This window comes from Bradyrhizobium sp. 14AA (genome assembly GCF_054185205.1).
Genome location: NZ_JAVAYM010000048.1, coordinates 1 through 21,351 on the forward strand (window position 1 = coordinate 1; position 21,351 = coordinate 21,351).

A 21,351-nucleotide genomic window follows, 5' to 3' on the forward strand; every position below is an offset into this window, starting at 1 on the left:
TCTCGAGCGACTTGGCTTCCTCGACGGTGATGACACCCTCGTTGCCGACCTTCTTCATGGCATCGGAGAGGAACTTGCCGATTTCGGCATCGCCGTTGGCCGAGATGGTGCCGACCTGGGCGATCTCGTCGTTCGAGGTGACTTTCTTGGAGTTTTTCTGCAAGTCCGCCACGACCGCGTCTACGGCGAGATCGATACCGCGCTTCAGGTCCATCGGGTTCATGCCGGCGGCGACCGCCTTGGCGCCTTCGCGCACGATCGCAGCCGCGAGCACGGTCGCGGTGGTGGTGCCGTCGCCGGCCGCGTCAGCGGACTTGGAGGCGACTTCGCGCACCATCTGGGCGCCCATGTTCTCGAACTTATCGTCGAGCTCGATGTCCTTGGCGACGGTGACGCCGTCCTTGGTGATGCGGGGCGCGCCGAACGACTTGTCGAGCACGACGTTGCGGCCCTTCGGACCGAGCGTCACCTTCACCGCGTTGTTGAGGATGTCGACGCCGCGCAGCATGCGGTCGCGGGCGTCGACGCCGAATTTGACTTCTTTGGCTGACATATTGGTTTCCCTGAGTTGATTGGTCTCATCTCACTCTTGAGGCGCCCGGCAGGCGCTCCTCAGGGTGAGCGGTGCGAGCGGTTGGATTAGGCGGCCTTCTTCTTGGCCGACGCATCGGTGAGAACGCCCATGATGTCGCTCTCCTTCATGATCAACAGCTCCTGGCCGTCGATCTTGACCTCGGTGCCCGACCACTTGCCGAACAGCACGAGATCGCCGACCTCGACGTCGATCGGGATCAGCTTGCCGCTCTCGTCGCGGCCGCCCGGGCCAACGGCGATCACTTCGCCCTGGGACGGCTTTTCCTTGGCCGTGTCGGGAATAATGATGCCGCCTGCGGTCTTCTCTTCTGCGTCGATGCGCTTGACCACGACGCGGTCGTGAAGCGGACGGAATTTCATGCAGTCCTCCTAAGCAATTGCTTGGGTTGGTGATTTTAGGTAGTTAGCAGTCGATGCCCGCGAGTGCCAATGCGGGCGGAGCACAGGTAGGGCTGGTCTTTTCGGGAAGCAAGGGCTCTCGCAGAAAAAAGGCGCTCAGGGTATTCGCCGGCTGTTCGTGGTCATACCGGCGAATGACCGAACCGGCGATCTGCCCTTGGTGTCTAGGATTTTCCTCACTATCCCGCGCGGACGCGAACTCGTGATGGCACGCTGGGGCGTGCCGAGCTCGTGCCGAGCTCGTGGCGGGTTCTGTGGACGCCACCAAGAAGCTGGAAGCAAAGGGCAGGCCAGTCGACTTCCAGCAACTGCTGAGGATGAGCTCGATGGCGGCACGACCAACGTCCGGTAGTGAGAGCGCGTACTGGAAGCGCTGGCTCGATCCGCAGAGCCGCTGCCTGGTGCCGTTCACCTCGTTCTCCGAGGACGACACCATCGATGGCAAGAAGGTGTCGGTCCGGTTCGCTCCCGACGAGAGCCGGCCTGTTCTCGACGATGGAGTTGCAGCCGGCAAGACGGAATGCATTTCCGCCAACGCCGCTGTGAGGCGCGCCAAGGCGTTGTCCCGCAAGCCCGGCATCATGGGCGCGGTCGCCCTCTCGGGGACCGAAGGACCCATCGCGCGGCGTCTTCGGCGACGCTAAGGTGATCCGGAAATGCGGCGACGTACCCGAATATCTGAGCACGCCGATCGTCCCGACGTCGCCACACCCCAGCGGTGGCATCAGGGCGGAATTAGCCTGCGGACTTGCATTTGAGGCATCGCCAGATCGTGGCTCCCTGCTATCACGATTTGCGGCCAAGTCATGGACTTCCTGCAACAAGGGCAGACGCGAATGATGCTGGAACGTGGCGTTGGGCGACACGAAGAAGGCGAGAGATCAACAGAGGGGATCCGCCGGATGCTCGGCGAAACCAGATGAACCGGGCAAGCTCGAACCCGATCCCGCAGGCTGCTCCGCGGCGAGCTTTTCGACTTGTTCGACGAACTCGGACCGGGTGCGTTGATCGCGTATCCGGACAAAAGCGCGGATCAACCTAAGTCCCTGCAGATCGCTTCGCGTTGAAGACGCGGTGTCGTTCATTTTCGAGCTCCCTGGCTTTCTGTAGGTGGGTCAAGTCGCAAGTGCAAGAATGATCCGTATCACGCGCCGGTTGCAACATAAATCCTACCAAAAAGGAGGGGTTCTGTTCGCGCCTGAACGCAGGTTCACACGGAGCCCGTGCGGGGTAGGATGCGTGCCACAGTTTGCCCTTCACAGCCTCCCATCCTGGCGCAGAGACGATGAAGCGAAGCGCAATTCAGCGGACGAGAGCGGCCGTAGCTGCTGCCCATACGTTCCAATACACCAATCCACTTGTGCGCCTTTCGACAAATTCGGATGGGACAACGCGGCGGATGCTAGCCACAAAATGTCGGAAGCCCGCCACAGAACAGCTCTTTGAACTTCCATACTTCGTCTTAGACGAGCCTTCCTCCACCGCATTCAATTCGTCGTATTTTCGCCATTCGAGAGCTGAACCCGTCGCGCAGCAAATACAGCTCTCGATGAAGATGCCGCCATGAAGTCGTAGCGATCAGGTGAAACGAAGGGAGCCAGTGCCGCGCAGATCGAAGGCTCGCTGAGGCGATCGCGTTATCGGTTGGCGCAGCGTAAAATCAGACAGAGAGCATAAGGCCGTAATCCGTGGCAATTAATCGTCGAAACTTCGCTGCAGCCGGGTTTTCTACGCTCGTGTGCGGATACGCACTGATGCAGCCGGGACGGGGCACGCCGTCCCGGAGGCCAGTGGTCGCAGGCTATGTCGCCCCTTGGAAAGCCCGGACGGGCGGTCCAAACATCAAGACGATCCCGGCTCGCGAACTGACGCACTTGATGTACGCGTTCGGCACCGTTTCGGCAGAAGGACTGGCTGGACTTTCGGATCGTTGCCTCGACGCAGGAGCCTGCGACGGAACCGCGCCGTCGACCGCGTTCGGCGGCAATTTCGCCCAACTCACCGAATTGAAGCGGAGCAGTCCGGAGCTCCGGATCCTGATTGCGTTGGGCGGCTGGAGCGGGTCGAAATATTTCTCGGCCGCCGCTGCCACGCCGAGGTCGCGCGCGCGGTTCGCACAATCCGTTATCGAGGCGTTCTTTCGGCCGTATCCGGGTCTGTTCGATGGTGTGGATGTCGATTGGGAGTTTCCCGTCTCAGGAGGACGCCCAGGGAATCTCGCGCGCCTCGAGGACCGCACGAATCTCACGCTCCTGATTGCGGAGCTTCGCCGAAGACTCACCGAGTTTTCCGCATTGGAGCGCAGGGAGCTGGAGCTCACCATCGCCGTATCGGCCGTCCCCAACAAGATTATCAATCTGGAGGCGGCCGCTCTCGCCCCGCTGGTCGACCGGATTCATCTAATGGCCTACGACTATCATGCGGGCTCGACCTTTGCCGGCTTCAATGCTCCGCTGTTTGCCTGCGCCGGCGATCCAAGTCCCGATCTCAATGTCGATGCCAGTGTGAATGCCTTGATCCGGGCCGGGGTGCCGCGGGCCAAGGTCACGCTCGGGGTAGCCTTCTATGGCCGAGCTGTTGCAGGCGTTCCGCAGGAGAACGGGGGGCTCTTGCAAAAGGGGACGATGGCGAGCGAGGAGTGGGGAGGGAGCGACGGCATCGATTATCGCGATCTCGTTGTCCGGCGACCGGAAGAGCAGGGCTTTCGCCGGTATTGGTGTGATGAGGCCCAAGTGCCGTGGCTCTATGACGCCGAACGGCGGATATGGATCAGCTACGACGATCCGCTATCCATCGCAAGCAAGACGATGTACGCGCGCGCCCATGGACTCGCCGGGATCATGATCTGGGACCTGTTCGCCGACGACGGTTCGCTGCTGCTCGCGGCGCTCCGCATCCTTCCTGTGCGAAGATCCTAATAGAAGTGTCGTCATTACGTCGCCTTGAAGCACGTCATCTGTGCGCGCCTCGAGCGAAATCAGCCGCGAAACGCTGTGAGATCAGAGCCACGTCGAATTGAAAACGGCGATGTCGGAAATCTGGCGCCCGGCAGCGTCGTTCCGGAGGCATGCTGGCGGCAATGCGGGTTTTTCGTCGTGATGCGACGTGCGCACCGGATCCCATCCGGTTGCTCGCGAGGCCGGACGACTCTTCGCGACGCCTCACGCGAAGGCTTGAGCAGCCCTGACTTAAGCCATGTCTGTGTATCGGTGCGGGATCCCGATCCCGATCGGCGCCATAAGTCACTGACCCATGCGATATAGAAGAGGCATGCTTCGGCGCCGATTCACACGTGACCCCCTGCAGTGAAGACGGTGGTCTCGCCAGCCGGCCCCGTTCCTTATCAGGCGAGACATCGGCAGAGTTGCGGCGGATGCTCTATTGGCCTGCTTCAGATGCGCCTCACGATGATGCCGTCGGCGATAGCAACGTAGATTGTGAGTCTTGAGACAAATGTCAGCAACTTGACGCTACACACCACTACGAAGTGCCTGCAGAACCGCCGAATTCAATTGGCTCGCGGTTTGCTTTGCTGACGCCATCATTGCCAATCGCAAGCGTTGATTTTCCAGGCGGACTAGGGCGCGCGTCGCAAGCGTGTGGTCTGGCCCCGACGGTTTGCTGTGGCGACAAGTTAAGGCGCTCGGTTGTGGACGGCGCAAAATGCAGGAAGTGTTTGGAATGCGATCTGGAGTTCTTCTTTCGGGAGTCGCAACAATTGCGCTCGTCGCAAGCGGTGCAGCCAATGCGGTAGACCTTTGGCCAGACGTGAAATTGCCAGCGGCGGTGTGGAGTTGGTCCGGAGGCTATATCGGCGGGAACGTCGGCGGTGGGTATGGCCGAACCTCATTCAGCAATCCCTACGGTCCCCCAATCTATGGCGGCGTGGTTGACACCCCAGTGTTCCTCGCAGGTGGCCAGATAGGCTATAACTGGCAGAAGAACAGCTGGGTCTTTGGCGTCGAACTCGATGTCAGCGGTGCTGTCTCCGACGGCACAAATACCTGCCTCGCCTCCTCCGGCTTTGTTGTGAGCGCAAATTGCGCGGCAGGTCCCAACGTCTTTGCGACCGGGACCGGCCGGATCGGTTACACCTTTGGCCCACATGGCCACACGCTGGCCTATCTCAAGGGAGGCTTGGCTTGGCAAAACAATCGCGGCGATGTCGTCAACAACAACGAGTTCAATGGCCGCGGGACTCAGGAGAACACCAGTTTCGACTATGGTCGGGTCGGCGGCATCATCGGGCTGGGCGTCGAGCAAGCACTTACGTCTGCATGGTCTCTCAAGGTCGAATACGACTATCTGCATTTCGGTGGGCCGAGTATCGCAACGCCTCCGACGGTGCAGTTTCCGCCGTTCGCAATCCTTCCGGCGAATACAACGAGCCTGTCTAGCACCTATCACATCGGAACGATCGGTCTGAATTACCATTTTGACGCCGACCCTTGGGATGCGCAACGGTCCGATGCGCCGTTGTTCACGAAAGCAACGGGCCGCGTGCCGCCGACGGCTGACACAGCCGGTTGGTCGTTCGAAGGCGGCTCGCGGCTCTGGCTCAGCCGCGGACGATTCCAATGGAATGACAGCGCTGTGCCCAATGAAATCCCTGCTGGAGATCCTAACATTCTTGTATCGAGGATCACCCACCACGGTCTCAACGGACTTTCCGGGGAATTATTTGGCCGGGTTGACAGCCCGTGGGGAGCGTTTCTGAAGAGCAACGTTGGCATCGGTCGCTTCGACAAAGGAATCACCAACGATGAAGATTGGGGAATTGATCGCAGCCTCTCCTATATCAACACGAGATCAGGCCAGGCAAACGGGAGGTTCACCTATTACACCGCCGACGTAGGTTACGATTTCCTGCGCGGCGCCAACTACAAGGTCGGGGGCTTTATCGGCTGGACCTACTACGAACAGAGCTCCGACTACATCGGATGTGTACAGATTGCCAACCCGATGGTTGGATGCTTGCGGCCAGATCCAGATGGTGACGACACAGTCGCTGGAAGCCAGAATTCCCAGTGGAATGCACCTCGTGCCGGCCTAAGCGCCGAAACCATGCTCACCGAGCGTTGGCGTTTGAGTAGCGACGTCGCTTACCTGCCTTGGACCGATTTCAAAGGACGTGACAATCATCTTGTGCGCCCGACGACCACCTTCATTGATCAACGCGGGAACGGAGGCGGGGGTGTCCAACTCGAAGGCGTGTTGTCCTACTTCATTACCAAGAACTTCAGCGTCGGCATCGGCGCGCGCTATTGGGCCATGTGGACCAAAAAAGACAGTGAAATGACATGCACAGGCTGTGATGGCCCGGGAACCACTGGGACTGAGCTTGCGAAGTTCAGCACGGAGCGCTGGGGTACATTCTTTCAGGCCTCTTATAAGTTGAACTGAAAAGGCCGATCCACAGTCAAGCTCCAGACAACGGCCTCCTGATTGACCCTCCTGGGATCACCACAGGGATCCCGGGCAATTTTGGCGCCGGCGCAATTGTATAGCATATGATCACGCGTTCACAGAGTCCATGCGCCTGAATGAAAGCAGCGCCTGCGATGCGGTGGCTGACGAGTTCCAAGCTTAGTTCGCTGTGCGGCTCGCCGCAAGCTCCGAGGTAGGTGAGGTCGCCGTCGAGCCCAGTGAGGCATGCGGGGCATCGCCCCGCTTCGTCGCGCACGCGTCGAAAGTAGACAAGCCTGTGGCTTGCATCATCGCCGCTCCGTCAGTTTGGCGCTGGTCGATTACGAAGACAGGAGACGTCTTTCGCCAACGGGTTGCGTGCTCCGACGGCAGGAAAGCGCGACGTCTCGATCGCTAAATCGATCAACGATCGTCTGATCCTTGTACGGTCGTCTGATATCTTAACTATTCAGCAGCAGTTGATACTACCAGCTATGGAGAGGTGACAGATGCTCCGCCGGCGGCGGCCTTCACCTTAATATATGTCAAGTCCGTCCATATCCAAAATGAGGCTCTGGCGCATCCATGAAAATCACGTTGTTGGGCGGTACCGGGTCGATCGGCCGCGTGTTTCTCGAAGAGGCTATCGCAGCCGGCCACGAATTGCGCATATATGGCCGCACGTCACCGAACGCGAATGGAGCTGATTTCATCCGCGGCGAACTCTCGGACAAAGTCGCCATGACGGCCGCAGTTCGAGGCTCTGATGCGGTCGTAAACACTGTCGGCGTGCGATCAAAGGACGACATTCCGGTTATCACCGTCGCCGTATCGAACATCATTACGGTTATGGAGAATGCGGACGTACGCCGCCTCGTGGTATCTCCGGCGCAGGCGTGAGACTCCCTGGAGACCGGCGTGGTCCGCTGGGCCATATCGCGACTTGGATCGCCAGATCAATGGCCTATGACATGATCGCGTGCAAGCAGGGGGAATATGAGCTTATCGCCCGTTCTCATCTCGAGTGAACTATTGTTCGTCCTTTCGTGATTACAAACAAGCCCGCGAAGGGGAAGGTGCGGGCCGACGAGGCGGTATTTGACGGGAACCGCGAAAGGGCACGCAGGGTCTGCTCGCAGACACTCGGGAATGAGTGGAGCGACAAGTTTCCATCTCCTATCGATCATTTGATCTTTCGGCCAATCAATGGGGCTGGCCGCAATGACATTGATAATGTCGGCCATTTTCAACGGCTGATGCCATGAAACTCCGAGCTCGTCTGCGTGACCAATTCGTTGACGGACACGACATTGGTGATTCCTGAAGTCGAATGCCCAGCGCTCCAGATATCGCGCCATCGCTTTGGTCGAGCTTCGCGAGCGGTGATGTCGATATCCTTGCCAATTTCGATCGAACCGTGGAGCGGCAGGTTGTTGGGATCGAGACCCGCCGACGTGATCGATGGCCGCAACATGATCGTCTGCAATCCGGTGAATGCTGTCGTCAGGAGAATATCGTCGGCGGTACTCTCGACGAGCATTTGTTTGAATCGTCGGTCAGCCATGCTCTCGTGCGGCGCGATGAACTTGGTCCCCATGTAGGCAAGATCGCAGCCCAATGTCTGCGCCGCTCTGAGAGCGACGCCATCGCTAATGTCTCCGGCGAGGACGATCATCCCGTCGAAGAACGCGCGCACCGCGCGAACGAATGCGAATGGAGTTAGCCAGCCGGTCTGGCCGCCAGCTCCCGCGGTCAATAGTATTAGGCCGTTGACACCGGCCTCTGCGGCCCACTCAGCGTGCCGAATAGACGCTACGTCGGCAACAACTAACGCGCCTGCATCCTGGAGCAGACGAAGCACCGGGATAGGGGACCCGACCGATGTGATGGCAATCTCAGGATTATGCTTGAGGACGACGCGCAGATCGTCTGCGAGGCGAGTATTAGCACGATCAAATTTGGACAGATCGGCGCATGTTGTCTGCCGGTCTTGAAGCTGTGGGGTGTAGACGATCGCTGATCGCGGCTAGCCATTGATCCAGCTCATCGGCGCTGCGACAATTCGCCGTCGGAAACGAACCGATCACGCCGCTTCGGCTTGCCGCCACCACAAGCTCGATGCCTGAGACGAGGAACATCGGTGCTGCAATTAGCGGTAAGGCAAGGCGATCCCGAAACGGCAGATTTTGGTTGGACGAGTCCACCTTCTCTCCTAACGACCGAATTGAGCGAAATACCTATCGAAGAACGGCGCAGTCGTGAGCCGCACGGAGTTCCTAGTCCGTGCGGCTCGGATACGTTCAGTTCGATAACTTGCCCTCGATGATCGGACCAAAGGTGACCCAGTTGTCCCCTTCAAACGTCATCAACTGCATCTGCTCGATCGGGAAATGATCGGTAGGCGACGTCTTGAGTGTGATACCGGGCAGCAAGGTCGACGGCGCGAAGCCATTCAGGTTTTCTGAGACCTTCATGATGTTTTCCCGAGTCAGGTTGTCGCCCGCCTGCTCGAGAATGTACTGCAGCGTTTGAAGAGCTGCATACGAGTAGGTTACCAGATTGCTATTGCGATCTGCGTCAGGCGCGTATTTTTGCAGGAACTGCTCGCATTCCTTAACCCCGGAGTCGTCCTTCCAAGCGGGGTCCGTCGGGTCCTTGTAGTAGCCAGCGCTGATGATGCCTTGCGCGTAGTTGAAGCCGGCTGGCTTAATCACCGCTCCCACTGAGCTCGAAACGTTGTTCAGGATATGGACAGGCTTCCAATCTAACTCGCCCATCTTTCGGATCGCCATCGCGGCGAATTTGGGCTGGCTGAGATTGAGTACCAGGTCTGCTCCCGATGCCTTCAGCTTGACGATCTGCGAGTCGATCGTGGGGTCGTTGAAGTCGTATGTCGCCTCAGCAACAATCATCGAGGTCTTGTCGCCGAGCCCGTCTTTAACGCCCTTGTAGATATCCTTGCCGTACTCGTCGTTTACAACCAGGACGGCGATCTTGGCGTTAGGGTGCTCCTTCAAGATCCATTTGGCATAGACGCGACCTTCGGATTGGTAGGACGCATTGAAAGGCATCGTCCATGGAAACGACTTGGGATCCTCGCCGAATTTCGTTCCTCCGGTCGCGAGCATCAGCTGTGGGACCTTCTTCTGGTTCAAGTACTTCATGATGGCCAGATTCGGCGGAACGCCCAGCGTCTGGTAGAGGAATAGAACTTCGTCGCTCTCGACCAGCTTGCGGGCCTGCTCGACCGTTTTCGGCGGGCTATAGGCGTCGTCGTACGAAATCCAATTAATCTTCCGTCCGTTGATGCCGCCCTTTTCATTGATCATCTTCACATATCCAGCAGCGATCTTGCCCACGATGGCGTAGGCGGAGGCTGGCCCGCTATAGGGAAGAATGTTTCCGATCTTGATTTCAGTGTCGCTCGCCCCAGGACCGTATTGCTTTTGTGCAAACGCTTGGTGCGAGCCAATCGTGACGCCGGCGGCTACGGCAAAAACAAGCAAACTACGCGTATTCATTTTTCCTCCTGTTTCGTTTGATTGATCGCCTGGACGGACCAGTAGCTTCGGAATGGCTTAGACCGCCATTTTATAAACTGATCACAAGTCGATCTCATGGAATAATTACCAAGTTATATCAGCTAGTTGTGATGATTTGACAATGAGATAAATTTATGACACTGACGTCACGTTACTGGAACTGAGATTTGGGTCAAGTCCTCCAGGAGGGGCGGACCGAACTCGCTCGCTCCTACGCTGGAGGCGCACGGATGACTGCCGTAATCGAAAAGCTTGAGGCGCGTCGTGCCGGCGCAAAGCTCGGCGGTGGCGAGAAGCGCATCGAGGCGCAGCACGCGCGCGGCAAGCTGACCGCGCGCGACCGCATCGAGCTCCTGCTCGACAAGGGATCGTTCGAGGAGTTCGACATGTTCGTCGAGCATCGCTCCACCGAGTTCGGCATGGAGAAGACCAAGGTGCCCGGCGACGGCGTCGTCACCGGCTGGGGCACCGTCAACGGCCGCAAGACGTTTGTCTTCGCCAAGGACTTTACGGTGTTCGGCGGCTCGCTGTCCGAGACCCACGCGCTGAAGATCACCAAGCTGCAGGACATGGCGATGAAGGCGCGGGCGCCCATCATCGGCCTTTATGACGCGGGCGGCGCTCGCATCCAGGAAGGCGTCGCCGCGCTCGCCGGCTATTCCTACGTGTTCCGCCGCAACGTCCTCGCCTCCGGCGTGATCCCGCAGATCTCCGTCATCATGGGTCCCTGCGCCGGCGGCGACGTCTATTCGCCGGCGATGACCGACTTCATCTTCATGGTGAAGAACACCAGCTACATGTTCGTCACCGGCCCCGATGTGGTGAAGACCGTGACCAACGAGGTCGTCACCGCCGAAGAGCTCGGTGGCGCCTCCGTGCACGCCACGCGCTCCTCGATTGCCGACGGCGCCTTCGAGAACGACGTCGAGACGCTGCTCCAGATGCGTCGCCTGATCGACTTCCTGCCGTCCAACAACACCGACGGCGTGCCGGAATGGCCGAGCTTCGATGACATCGGCCGCCTCGACATGTCGCTCGACACGCTGATCCCCGACAATCCGAACAAGCCCTACGACATGAAGGAATTGATCCTGAAGGTCGTGGACGAGGGCGACTTCTTCGAGATCGCGGAGAGTTTTGCCAGGAACATCGTCACCGGCTTCGGCCGCATCGCCGGCCGCACCGTCGGCTTCGTCGCCAACCAGCCGATGGTGCTGGCCGGCGTGCTCGACTCTGATGCGTCACGCAAGGCCGCGCGCTTCGTCCGCTTCTGCGACGCCTTCAACATCCCGATCGTCACCTTCGTCGACGTACCGGGTTTCCTGCCCGGCACGAGCCAAGAATATGGCGGCCTGATCAAGCACGGCGCGAAACTCTTGTTCGCCTATTCGCAGTGCACCGTGCCGCTGGTGACGATCATCACCCGCAAGGCCTATGGCGGCGCCTTCGACGTCATGGCGTCCAAGGAGATCGGCGCCGACATGAACTACGCCTGGCCGACCGCCCAGATCGCGGTGATGGGCGCCAAGGGCGCCGTCGAGATCATCTTCCGCAGCGACATCGGCGACCCCGACAAGATCGCCGCTCGGACCAAGGAATACGAAGACCGCTTCCTGTCGCCGTTCATCACCGCCGAGCGCGGCTATATCGACGACGTCATCATGCCGCACTCGACGCGCAAGCGCATCGCAAGGGCGCTGGCGATGTTGAAGGACAAGAAGGTCGAGATGCCGGCGAAGAAGCATGACAATTTGCCGTTGTGAGATAGCAGTGTTCAAACGCATCCTGATCGCCAATCGCGGCGAAATCGCCTGCCGGGTCATCAAGACCGCCCGCAAGATGGGAATTCAGACGGTTGCCGTCTATTCCGAGGCCGACCGCGACGCCCTCCATGTCGAGATGGCCGACGAGGCCGTGCTGATCGGGCCGCCGGCCGCGGCCGAGAGTTATCTGGTGATCGAGAAGATCGTGGAGGCCTGCCGCAAGACCGGCGCCGAGGCCGTGCATCCCGGCTACGGCTTCCTGTCCGAGCGCGAGGCGTTTCCGCGCGCGCTGGAAGCTGCCGGCATCGTCTTCATCGGCCCGAACCCGGGCGCGATCGCCGCGATGGGCGACAAGATCGAATCCAAGAAGGCAGCTGCGAAAGCCAAGGTCTCGACCGTGCCGGGCTATCTCGGCGTCATCGAGGACGACAAGCACGCGGTCAAGATCGCCGACGAGATCGGCTATCCCGTGATGATCAAGGCCTCCGCCGGCGGCGGCGGCAAGGGCATGCGTATCGCGCACTCGACCGCCGAGGTTGCCGAAGGCTTCAACCTCGCCAAGGCCGAGGCCAAGGCATCGTTCGGCGACGACCGCGTCTTCGTCGAAAAGTTCATCGTCGATCCCCGCCACATCGAGATCCAGGTGCTGGGCGACAAGCATGCCAACGTGATCTATCTCGGCGAGCGCGAATGCTCGATCCAGCGCCGCAACCAGAAGGTCATCGAGGAGGCGCCGTCGCCGCTGCTCGACGAGGCCACCCGCCGCAAGATGGGCGAGCAGGCGGTCGCTCTGGCCAAGGCCGTGAACTACGACTCCGCCGGCACCGTCGAGTTCGTCGCAGGGCAAGACAAGAGCTTCTACTTCCTGGAGATGAACACGCGCCTCCAGGTCGAGCATCCCGTCACCGAACTCGTCACCGGCATCGATCTCGTCGAGCAGATGATCCGCGTCGCCGCCGGCGAGAAGCTTGCGCTCACGCAGAAGGACGTCACGCTCACCGGCTGGGCGGTGGAATCGCGGCTCTACGCCGAAGACCCGTTCCGCAACTTCCTGCCGTCGATCGGGCGTCTGGTGAAGTATCGCCCGCCGGCGGAAGCGAGCCAGGACGGCATCACCATCCGCAACGACACCGGCGTGCAGGAGGGCGGCGAGATCTCGATCCATTACGATCCGATGATCGCCAAGCTCGTCACCCATGCGCCGTCGCGCGCCGCCGCGATCGAGGCGCAGGCAACCGCGCTGGATTCGTTCTATGTCGACGGCATCCGCCACAACATCCCGTTCCTGTCGGCCTTGATGCATCATCCGCGCTGGCGCGAGGGCCGGCTCTCGACCGGCTTCATCGCTGAGGAATTCCCCAAGGGCTTCGCCGTGCGCGTGCCGGAAGGTGAGGTCGCACGGCGGCTCGCCTCGGTCGGCGCCGCCATCGACCACGTGCTGGGCGAACGCAAGCGGCAGATCTCGGGCCAGCTGGGCGGCCGTATCGTGCAGCGCGAGCGCCGCCGTGCGGTGTGGCTCGATCGCCAGGAGATAGCGCTCGAAGTCGGGCGCGAGAGCGAGGCGATCGCGGTGCGCTTCGTCGATGCCGAGGGCAAGGCCGGCAATGCGCATCTGTTGCAATCGCCGTGGAAGCCGGGCGATCCGGTCTGGCAAGGCACCATCGACGGCCAGTTCGTCGCGGTGCAGGCGCGCCCGATCGCCAACGGCATTCGTCTGGCGCATCAGGGCGTCGAGGTGCCGGTCTATGTCTGGACCGAAGCGGAAGCGGCGTCGGCGAAGCTGATGCCGGTGACGACGGCCTCCGACACCGGCAAGAAGCTGCTGTGCCCGATGCCCGGGCTCATCGTCTCGATCGCTGTGACCGAAGGCCAGGAGGTCAAGGCCGGCGAGACGCTCGCGGTCGTCGAGGCTATGAAGATGCAGAACGTGCTCCGCGCCGAGCAGGCCGGCACCGTGAAGAAGATCCACGCCAGCGCCGGCGCGACGCTCGCGGTGGACGCGCTGATTTTGGAGTTCGAATAGTCTATTCACTGCGCGAGTAGCCGCCGAACAAGAAGAGCTTGATGGGAGATGCAACATGGTAGCTGTTTCGGGCTCGCAGATGAACGGCCCACTTGCCGGCGTTCGCGTCGTAGAATTCGCCGGCATCGGTCCCGGCCCTTTCGCTTGCATGATGCTGGCGGACATGGGTGCGGAGGTTGTGACTCTTGACCGTGTCGGTGCCGCCCGGAACCTGAAGGGAGTTGCATCACGTGGTCGCAAGTGGGCCCATGTCGATCTGAAGGACGACAAGAGCAGGGGCGAGGTAATCGAGCTTCTCAGCACAGCCGACGTTCTCATCGAAGGTTTCCGTCCGGGCGTGATGGAACGCGTAGGGCTCGGTCCTGATGTAATTCTTAGCCGAAATCCTCGACTTGTGTACGGACGGATGACCGGTTGGGGCCAGCATGGACCTCTGGCCAACGCCGCTGGTCACGATATCAACTACATCTCGATCACAGGGGCGCTCGCCGCGATCGGTCCGCGGGAAAGGCCGATCCCCCCACTCAATCTGGTCGGTGACTTCGGCGGAGGTGCGCTCTACCTCGTCGTTGGCGTCCTTGCCGCCGTGATTGAAGCGAAGAAGTCAGGCAAGGGACAAGTCGTTGATGCTGCAATGTGTGACGGAGCAGCCTCATTGATGACCATGTTCTTCGATATGAGAGCTACGGGGAATTGGATTGAAGGCCGCGAGCAAAACTTGCTGGACGGAGGCGCGCACTTCTACGGCGTTTTCGAATGCGCGTGCGGCAACTTCGTCTCGATTGGATCCATAGAGCCGCAATTCTACGTGATCCTGCGGCGGCATGCGGGCCTGCATGATCCAGAGTTCGATGCTCAAATGGACCCTGCAGCTTGGCCAGGGCTGAAGCAAAAACTTGCAGCAGTTTTCAAGACCAAAACTCGCGAAGAATGGTGCAAGATCATGGAAGGCACTGACGTGTGTTTCGCCCCGGTCTTGACGATGACAGAGGCATCGCGACACGAGCACATGGTTTCCCGACAAGTGTTCCTTACCCGCCACGGTGTCCTCCAGCCTGCTCCTGCCCCGCGGTTCTCAAGGACTCCCTCATTGGCTCGTGAGCCAGAAGAACTGTCGCTTGCGGCAATCGTGGGCTCCTGGAAGGACGATCGATAAGTCGTTGTCGCGGTAGTCGTTGCCGTGCGGACGCGATCCGCAACTTTTCGCCGATGTGCAAGGAGGTTCAAACCGTGACGGGGGATGATGTGCCGCTGGCGGCCGATTTTCCCAAGGCGACGGACGCGGACTGGCGCAAGCTGGTCGACGGTGTGCTGAAGGGCGCGCCGTTCGAGAAGCTGGTCGGCAAGACCTATGACGGTCTGAGGATCGAGCCGCTCTATCCGCGCGCCAAGGGCGCTGCGCCTGTGCTGGGACGACCGGCGGCCGCGCCATGGCAGATCATGCAGCGGATCGATCATCCCGACGCTGCGGTCGCGAACGCGCAGGCGTTGCAGGACCTTGAGAACGGTGCGACGGGCCTCGCGCTGGTGTTCGCCGGCGGCAATGGCAGCCATGGCTTCGGCCTGGAACCGACGGCCGATGCGGTCGCGAAAGTGTTGAAGGACATTTACCTCGATGCCGGCATCGGAATCGAGCTTCAGGTCGGCCCGCAATCGCGGATGGCCGCGATCCACATCGCGGAATATGTGAAGAGCAACGGCATCGATCCGGCGGCCTGCAACATCCGCTTCGGGCTCGATCCGCTGGCCGCCTGCGCCGTGTTGGGAAACAGCCCCTACAGCTGGGAAGAGATCGTTCCCGCCGTCACCGGTGGCATCAAAGGCCTCGCCGGGATGGGTTTCAAGGGGCCGTTTGCTTCCGCCGATGGACGCGTGATCCACGATGCCGGCGGCTCGGAGGTGCAGGAGCTTGCCTTCGTCCTCGCCTGCGGCGTTGCCTATCTGCGCGCGATCGAAGCTGCCGGCGTTCCGCTGGAGCAGGCACAGGGCATGGTCTATGCGCGGCTAGCCGCGGATGCCGACCAGTTCCTGACCATGGCAAAATTCCGCGCGCTACGGCTGCTCTGGGCGCGCGTCGAGACGGCGTGCGGTCTGACGCCGAAGCCGCTGTTCATTGCCGCCGATACGGCCTGGCGCATGCTGACGCAGAGCGACCCTTACGTGAACATGCTGCGCGCGACCATCGCGACATTCGCGGCCGGGCTCGCCGGCGCCAATTCGATCACCGTGCTGCCGCATACGCTGGCGCTTGGGCTGCCCGATCCGTTCGCGCGGCGCGTGGCGCGCAACACGCAGCTCCTGCTGCTGGAAGAGAGCAACCTCGCCAAGGTCAGCGATCCCGCGGCGGGCGCAGGTGGCATCGAGACGCTGTCGGCGCAGCTCTGTGGAGCGGCTTGGTCGCTGTTCCAGGAGAGCGAAAAGGCCGGCGGAGCCTTCGCGGCGCTTCAGCAAGGCCTATTCCAGAGCAAGGTCGCTGCGGCGCGAACGGCACGTGACGCCAACATCGCAAAGCGCCGCGACGTGCTGACCGGCGCGAGCGAGTTTCCGAACCTGCATGAGAGGGAAACGGCGGTGCTCAACGCGACCCCGATTGCGGTCGCGCCTTATGGCGAGGCAAAATACAAGTTCGATGCGCTGCCGCCGATGCGCCTCGCCGCGCCGTTCGAAGCGCTGCGGGACAAATCCGATGCGGCGTTGAAAGCGCGCGGCACGCGGCCCAGCGTGTTCCTGGCCAATCTCGGCACGCCCGCCGACTTCACCGCACGTGCGACATTCGCAAAAAGCTTGTTCGAGGCCGGCGGCATCCAGGCCATCGACACCGAGGGTTTTGCCGATCCCACCCAGCTCGCTGCCGCCTTCAAGGCCTCCGGCGCCGCGCTTGCCTGCCTTTGTTCCAGCGATAAGGCCTATGCGGACCTCGCGGAAACATCCGCCAAGGTCCTGCAATTGGCCGATGCGCGGGTCTATCTGGCAGGTCGTCCGACCGATGCCGAGCCGGCGCTTCGTGCGGCTGGCGTCACGGGCTTCGTCTTCGCCGGTTGCGATGCGCTTGCGACATTGCAGGACATCTACCGATGGCTCGCGCCAAATTGACCATGTTTAACAATCCCGTGCTCACTTTGTCTGGTTGGAATCATGAGCTGCATTCCCGATTTCGCTGACGTCGCCTTTGAGTGCGCCGCCACCGCCGCGCCAGGCGGAAGCGCCGCGCCGTGGCTGACGCCCGAGGGGATCCTGGTGAAACCCGCCTATGGCGAGGCCGATCTCGCCGGGCTCGATTTCCTCGAGACCTATCCGGGCATCGCGCCGTTCCTGCGCGGCCCCTACCCGACGATGTATGTCAACCAGCCCTGGACCGTCAGGCAATATGCCGGCTTCTCCACGGCTGAGGATTCCAACGCGTTCTACCGCCGCAATCTCGCGGCCGGACAGAAGGGCCTCTCGGTCGCCTTCGATCTTGCCACCCATCGCGGCTATGACTCAGATCATCCGCGCGTCGGTGGCGACGTCGGCATGGCCGGTGTCGCCATCGATTCCATCTACGACATGCGCACGCTATTTGCGGGCATCCCGCTCGACCAGATGAGCGTGTCCATGACCATGAACGGCGCGGTGCTTCCGATCCTCGCGCTCTATGTCGCAGCCGCCGGCGAACAGGGCGTCGCACCGGAGAAGCTGTCGGGCACCATTCAGAACGACATTCTGAAAGAGTTCATGGTGCGCAACACCTATATCTATCCGCCTGCGCCCTCGATGCGGATCATCTCGGACATCTTCGCCTACACCTCGCAAAAGATGCCGAAGTACAATTCGATCTCGATCTCCGGCTATCACATGCAGGAAGCCGGCGCGACGCAGGACCTCGAGCTCGCCTATACGCTTGCCGACGGCGTCGAATATCTGCGCGCCGGTCTTGCCGCGGGCCTGGACGTCGACCGCTTCGCGCCGCGGCTGTCGTTCTTCTGGGCGATCGGCATGAACTTCTTCATGGAGGTCGCCAAGCTGCGCGCCGCGCGCCTGCTGTGGGCGAAGCTGCTGAAGCCGTTCAATCCGAAAGACCCGCGCTCGCTGTCGCTGCGCACGCATTCGCAGACTTCGGGTTGGTCGCTGACCGCGCAGGACGTCTTCAACAATGTGATGCGCACGACGGTGGAGGCGATGGCGGCGACCCAAGGCCACACCCAGTCGCTGCACACCAACGCGCTCGACGAAGCCTTGGCGCTCCCGACCGATTTCTCCGCGCGCATCGCCCGCAACACCCAGCTGTTCCTGCAGCAGGAAAGCGGCACCACCCGCATCATCGATCCCTGGGGCGGCTCGTATTATGTCGAGCGGCTCACGCGCGACCTCGCGGCGAAGGCGTGGGGCCACATCCAGGAGGTCGAGGAACTCGGCGGCATGGCGAAAGCCATCGAAGCCGGCGTACCAAAACTGCGCATCGAGGAGGCCTCTGCCAAGACCCAGGCACGCATCGATGCCGGCAAGCAGGCGGTGATCGGCGTCAACAAGTATAAGCCGACCGACGAGGACAGCATCGAGATCCTGAAGGTCGACAACACCAATGTCCGGCGCCTCCAGATCGACAAGCTGACGCGGCTGAAATCCGAGCGCAACCAGAAGGACGTCGATGCTGCGCTCGCGGCGCTGACGCGTTCGGCCGGCGAAGGCAATGGCAATTTGCTCGCGCTCGCCATCGACGCGGCGCGGGCGAAAGCGACCGTCGGCGAAATCTCGGACGCGATGGAAAAGGTGTTCGGCCGCCACCGCGCCGAGATCAGATCCATCACCGGCGTCTACAAGCGGGAGGCGTCCAGCATGGGCAACCAGGTCGAGAAGGTTCAGGCGCTGATCGACGCCTTCGAGGAGGCCGAAGGCCGCCGTCCGCGCATCCTGGTCGCAAAGATCGGCCAGGACGGCCACGATCGCGGCCAGAAGGTGATCGCATCGGCCTTTGCCGATATCGGCTTCGACGTCGACATCGGGCCGCTGTTTGCGACCGCGGACGAGGCGGCGCGCCAGGCGGTCGAGAACGACGTCCACATCCTCGGCGTCTCCTCGCTCGCCGCGGCGCATCTCACCGCCGTGCCGGAATTGAAGGCCACGCTGAAGAAGCAGGCCCGCGACGACATCATGATCATCGTCGGTGGCGTGGTGCCGCCGCAGGATTACGACGCGCTCTACGCGGCCGGCGCCGAGGCGATCTTCCCGCCGGGCACCGTGATTGCAGACGCGGCCGAGGAGCTGATCCGCAAGCTGAACGCCCGGCTTGGGCATGATGCCGCGGCGTAGCGGCCTAGCTCCCGAGACGGCCTGTGAAACAGCCGCCACATTGGGGTTCCGTTTCGATTCCGGTTCTCAGCAGTAGAATAAGCATCGTGCCAACTCTTGAATTGATCCGTCACGAGATAGACCGCATGCGTCTTCAGGTTGGGCGACATCGCAGGGAAATCGCCCGTCTTCAGCGCGCTGGGATACACGTCGACTCGGCAGAGGCTGCTGTAAAGACAATGCTGGCGAAGATCGAAGAATTGTGCCTTCGACGCGACGAATTGGCAAAAGCGAGACCTCATCCTGCAAAGGGCAAAGTCGGTCGCCGAAAATGCTGAGATGGACGAGAGCGTCCCACTAGGCGTCTCGCCACGACATCGACGGGACCGGACATTTGGCCAAATGCTCATGTCTGCAAAAGGCTCAATAGATGACACTTTGTGGCAAAGAGGCCGAAAAATGATGCGGTCTCAATCGCGCACTGGTCTAATACACGGTTCAATAGTGAGGCGGTAACCGATACACTTCGTGCCGTCGAAAACCTCTAAAGTACTGTTACAGCCCGGGCAGCGATATTCCCCTTTCTCCCCTGGCTGCGACCACAATTCGACGCGCTGAAACCCAGCGCCACACTCTGAGCACGTTACATCGGTCTTTCTCAACCTGTACCTCATACAGAGCAGTCTGCGGAGCGATGCATCGCGGCGGCGTTGGCCGTCAGGCGGTTTTCTCTGGCCAGTATCGCTTACGCAACTCCTGCTTCATGAGCTTGCCCGTCTGTGAGCGCGGCACTTCAGGTACGAAATCGACGCTGCGCGGCGCCTTGTAGCTCGCAACCCGGGCCTTCACGAAGGCGATGATTTCTTGCGCCAAGCTGTCGCTATCTTCGATGCCGGGAGTTAGTTGAACGACGGCCTTTACCTGTTCACCCATATCCGGATCGGGAATGCCGATAACGGCCACGTCTGCGATAGAAGGATGAACCACCAGAACGTTCTCGATCTCTTGAGGATAGATGTTAACCCCGCCCGAGATGATCATGAAGGCCTTGCGGTCGGTCAAAAAGAGGTTGCCATCCGCATCGACGCGTCCGATGTCGCCAACAGCGGTCCAATATGGATGCGCGGGATGTTGGGCGGCTTGTGTCTTCTCCGGCTCGTCATGGTAGATGAAAGGCATCTTTTCGCGTTCGAAATAGATGACTCCGGTCTCACCGGCCGGAAGCTCATTTCCTTCCTCATCACAGATGTGAATCTTTCCAAGCACGGCGCGACCGACAGAACCGGGTTTCTTCAACCACTCCTCCGATCCAATCACGGTCATGCCGTTCATTTCGGTAGAGGAATAGTACTCCCACAGGATCGGACCCCACCATTGGATCATTTCTTGCTTGATCTCAGCGGGGCAGGGTGCGGCCGAGTGGATAGCGACCTTCAGGCTGCTGACGTCGTATTGATGTCTGACGGATTCAGGCAGCTTGAGCATCCGAACAAACATGGTAGGCACCCACTGGCTGTGGGTCACCTTGTAGTCCTGCACGGCGGCCAAAGCTGCTTCGGCGTCGAACTTGTCCATGACGAGTGCGGTACCGCCTAATGCCTGGACGGTGGCGCATGTGCGAAGCGGTGCCGCGTGATAGAGAGGCGCAGGAGACAGATAGATGGTGTTTTCATCGAAGCCGAAACTCGATGAGAACATCTGCACCATTGTGTCGCCCGCTTCTGAAACGTCTCGCTGCGGCAACGCGTGTTTCACGCCCTTTGGCCGACCGGTCGTACCGGAAGAGTACAACATATCGGCGCCACGAGGCTGAGACGACGGCGCGTCAGTCCGAGCCGATTTCAGTATTTGATTGTACGAATCGTAACCCGCCAACTCTTCGTGGAGACAAACCCGTCGCTTCAGCTTTGGATGCGCGCCAAGCCTGGAGACCGTCTCAACAGCGCCTCGACCAACGAACAACGCGGCAGCACCAGAGTTTTCGAGCATGTAGTCGACTTCGCTGGCGCTCAGCCGGTAGTTTATCGGCATCAGGTACAAGCCAGATCGTTGAGTGGCCCAATAGATCTCGAATACCCAAGAGCTGTTGTCTGAAAGTAGGCCAACCACGTCGCCGACGCGCAGGCCTGCGTCGGACAGCCAGTTCGCGATGCGCCGTGAACGATCCTCCAAGTCCCCGTAGGTCACGACCTCGCCAGTGGCGGTCATGATGAGGGCCGGGCGGTCCGGATTTGTAAGCGCGTGGGTCCCCGGATACATGAGCACTCCCTGGATACCACCCCTCAAGAGGCGGAGTTACGATTTGGAGCGAATTGGCCCGGATCGGGGTTCTTGCGCCCGCCAAGGTCGAGATGCC

General features: G+C 60.7%; 14 protein-coding genes and 1 pseudogene. 9 read left to right on the forward strand and 6 right to left on the reverse strand.

The features are described 5' to 3' along the window. The coding region (locus tag RAD15_RS41905) for a TCP-1/cpn60 chaperonin family protein (RefSeq protein WP_458184556.1) at nucleotides 1-553 on the reverse strand (553 nt) is incomplete at its 3' end. Nucleotides 554-639: 86 nt separating this feature from the next. Next, nucleotides 640-954, reverse strand: coding sequence for a co-chaperone GroES (groES, locus tag RAD15_RS41910; RefSeq protein WP_270162976.1), 315 nt, complete (start codon nucleotides 952-954; stop codon nucleotides 640-642). Between the two features lie 365 nt (nucleotides 955-1,319). Here groES and RAD15_RS41915 point away from each other — a divergent pair, with 365 nt between their 5' ends. Continuing rightward, entirely contained in the window at nucleotides 1,320-1,637 is a 318-nt protein-coding gene (locus RAD15_RS41915) for a hypothetical protein (protein ID WP_375849421.1), read from the forward strand. A gap of 237 nt (nucleotides 1,638-1,874) precedes the next feature. Here the strand turns inward: RAD15_RS41915 and RAD15_RS41920 are convergent, their stop codons facing one another. Next, the gene (locus tag RAD15_RS41920) at nucleotides 1,875-2,078 is read right to left on the reverse strand and encodes a hypothetical protein (RefSeq protein ID WP_270162975.1); all 204 of its coding nucleotides are present in this window, start codon (nucleotides 2,076-2,078) and stop codon (nucleotides 1,875-1,877) included. Nucleotides 2,079-2,783: 705 nt separating this feature from the next. Here RAD15_RS41920 and RAD15_RS41925 point away from each other — a divergent pair. The 3 genes from RAD15_RS41925 to RAD15_RS41935 all read left to right on the forward strand — a co-directional run bounded on the left by RAD15_RS41925 (nucleotide 2,784) and on the right by RAD15_RS41935 (nucleotide 7,299). Next, on the forward strand, nucleotides 2,784-3,911 hold the full coding sequence (locus RAD15_RS41925) for a glycoside hydrolase family 18 protein (RefSeq protein ID WP_458184557.1): 1,128 nt from the start codon (nucleotides 2,784-2,786) through the stop codon (nucleotides 3,909-3,911). 745 nt (nucleotides 3,912-4,656) lie between these two features. Next, the gene (locus RAD15_RS41930; RefSeq protein WP_375849417.1) at nucleotides 4,657-6,396 is read left to right on the forward strand and encodes an outer membrane protein; all 1,740 of its coding nucleotides are present in this window, start codon (nucleotides 4,657-4,659) and stop codon (nucleotides 6,394-6,396) included. A 588-nt stretch (nucleotides 6,397-6,984) separates the two neighbouring features. Continuing rightward, nucleotides 6,985-7,299 (forward strand): NAD(P)H-binding protein, encoded by a 315-nt coding sequence (locus RAD15_RS41935; RefSeq protein ID WP_375849416.1) that lies wholly within the window; start codon nucleotides 6,985-6,987, stop codon nucleotides 7,297-7,299. 346 nt (nucleotides 7,300-7,645) lie between these two features. Here RAD15_RS41935 and RAD15_RS41940 read toward each other — a convergent pair. After that, nucleotides 7,646-8,537: pseudogene (locus tag RAD15_RS41940) on the reverse strand (NAD(P)H-dependent flavin oxidoreductase). A gap of 162 nt (nucleotides 8,538-8,699) precedes the next feature. Beyond that, nucleotides 8,700-9,920, reverse strand: coding sequence for an ABC transporter substrate-binding protein (locus RAD15_RS41945; RefSeq protein ID WP_458184558.1), 1,221 nt, complete (start codon nucleotides 9,918-9,920; stop codon nucleotides 8,700-8,702). A 251-nt stretch (nucleotides 9,921-10,171) separates the two neighbouring features. Here RAD15_RS41945 and RAD15_RS41950 point away from each other — a divergent pair, with 251 nt between their 5' ends. The 5 genes from RAD15_RS41950 to scpA are packed head-to-tail and all read left to right on the forward strand — an operon-like array spanning nucleotide 10,172 to nucleotide 19,016. Further along, on the forward strand, nucleotides 10,172-11,704 hold the full coding sequence (locus tag RAD15_RS41950) for an acyl-CoA carboxylase subunit beta (protein WP_458184559.1): 1,533 nt from the start codon (nucleotides 10,172-10,174) through the stop codon (nucleotides 11,702-11,704). Between the two features lie 7 nt (nucleotides 11,705-11,711). Next, a complete protein-coding gene (locus tag RAD15_RS41955) occupies nucleotides 11,712-13,727 on the forward strand; it encodes an acetyl-CoA carboxylase biotin carboxylase subunit (protein WP_458184560.1) in 2,016 nt (671 codons plus the stop codon). Nucleotides 13,728-13,782: 55 nt separating this feature from the next. After that, nucleotides 13,783-14,883 carry a CaiB/BaiF CoA transferase family protein gene (locus RAD15_RS41960; RefSeq protein WP_375849408.1) on the forward strand — a complete coding sequence of 367 codons (1,101 nt, stop codon included), beginning with the start codon at nucleotides 13,783-13,785 and terminating at the stop codon, nucleotides 14,881-14,883. Nucleotides 14,884-14,936: 53 nt separating this feature from the next. Then, complete coding sequence (locus RAD15_RS41965; protein ID WP_375849406.1) at nucleotides 14,937-16,820, forward strand: methylmalonyl-CoA mutase subunit beta; 1,884 nt, start codon at nucleotides 14,937-14,939, stop codon at nucleotides 16,818-16,820. Nucleotides 16,821-16,862: 42 nt separating this feature from the next. Then, complete coding sequence (gene scpA, locus RAD15_RS41970; protein WP_375849404.1) at nucleotides 16,863-19,016, forward strand: methylmalonyl-CoA mutase; 2,154 nt, start codon at nucleotides 16,863-16,865, stop codon at nucleotides 19,014-19,016. Between the two features lie 696 nt (nucleotides 19,017-19,712). Here the strand turns inward: scpA and RAD15_RS41975 are convergent. After that, entirely contained in the window at nucleotides 19,713-21,254 is a 1,542-nt protein-coding gene (locus RAD15_RS41975) for an acyl-CoA synthetase (RefSeq protein WP_270162960.1), read from the reverse strand. Nucleotides 21,255-21,351: the final 97 nt, after the last annotated feature.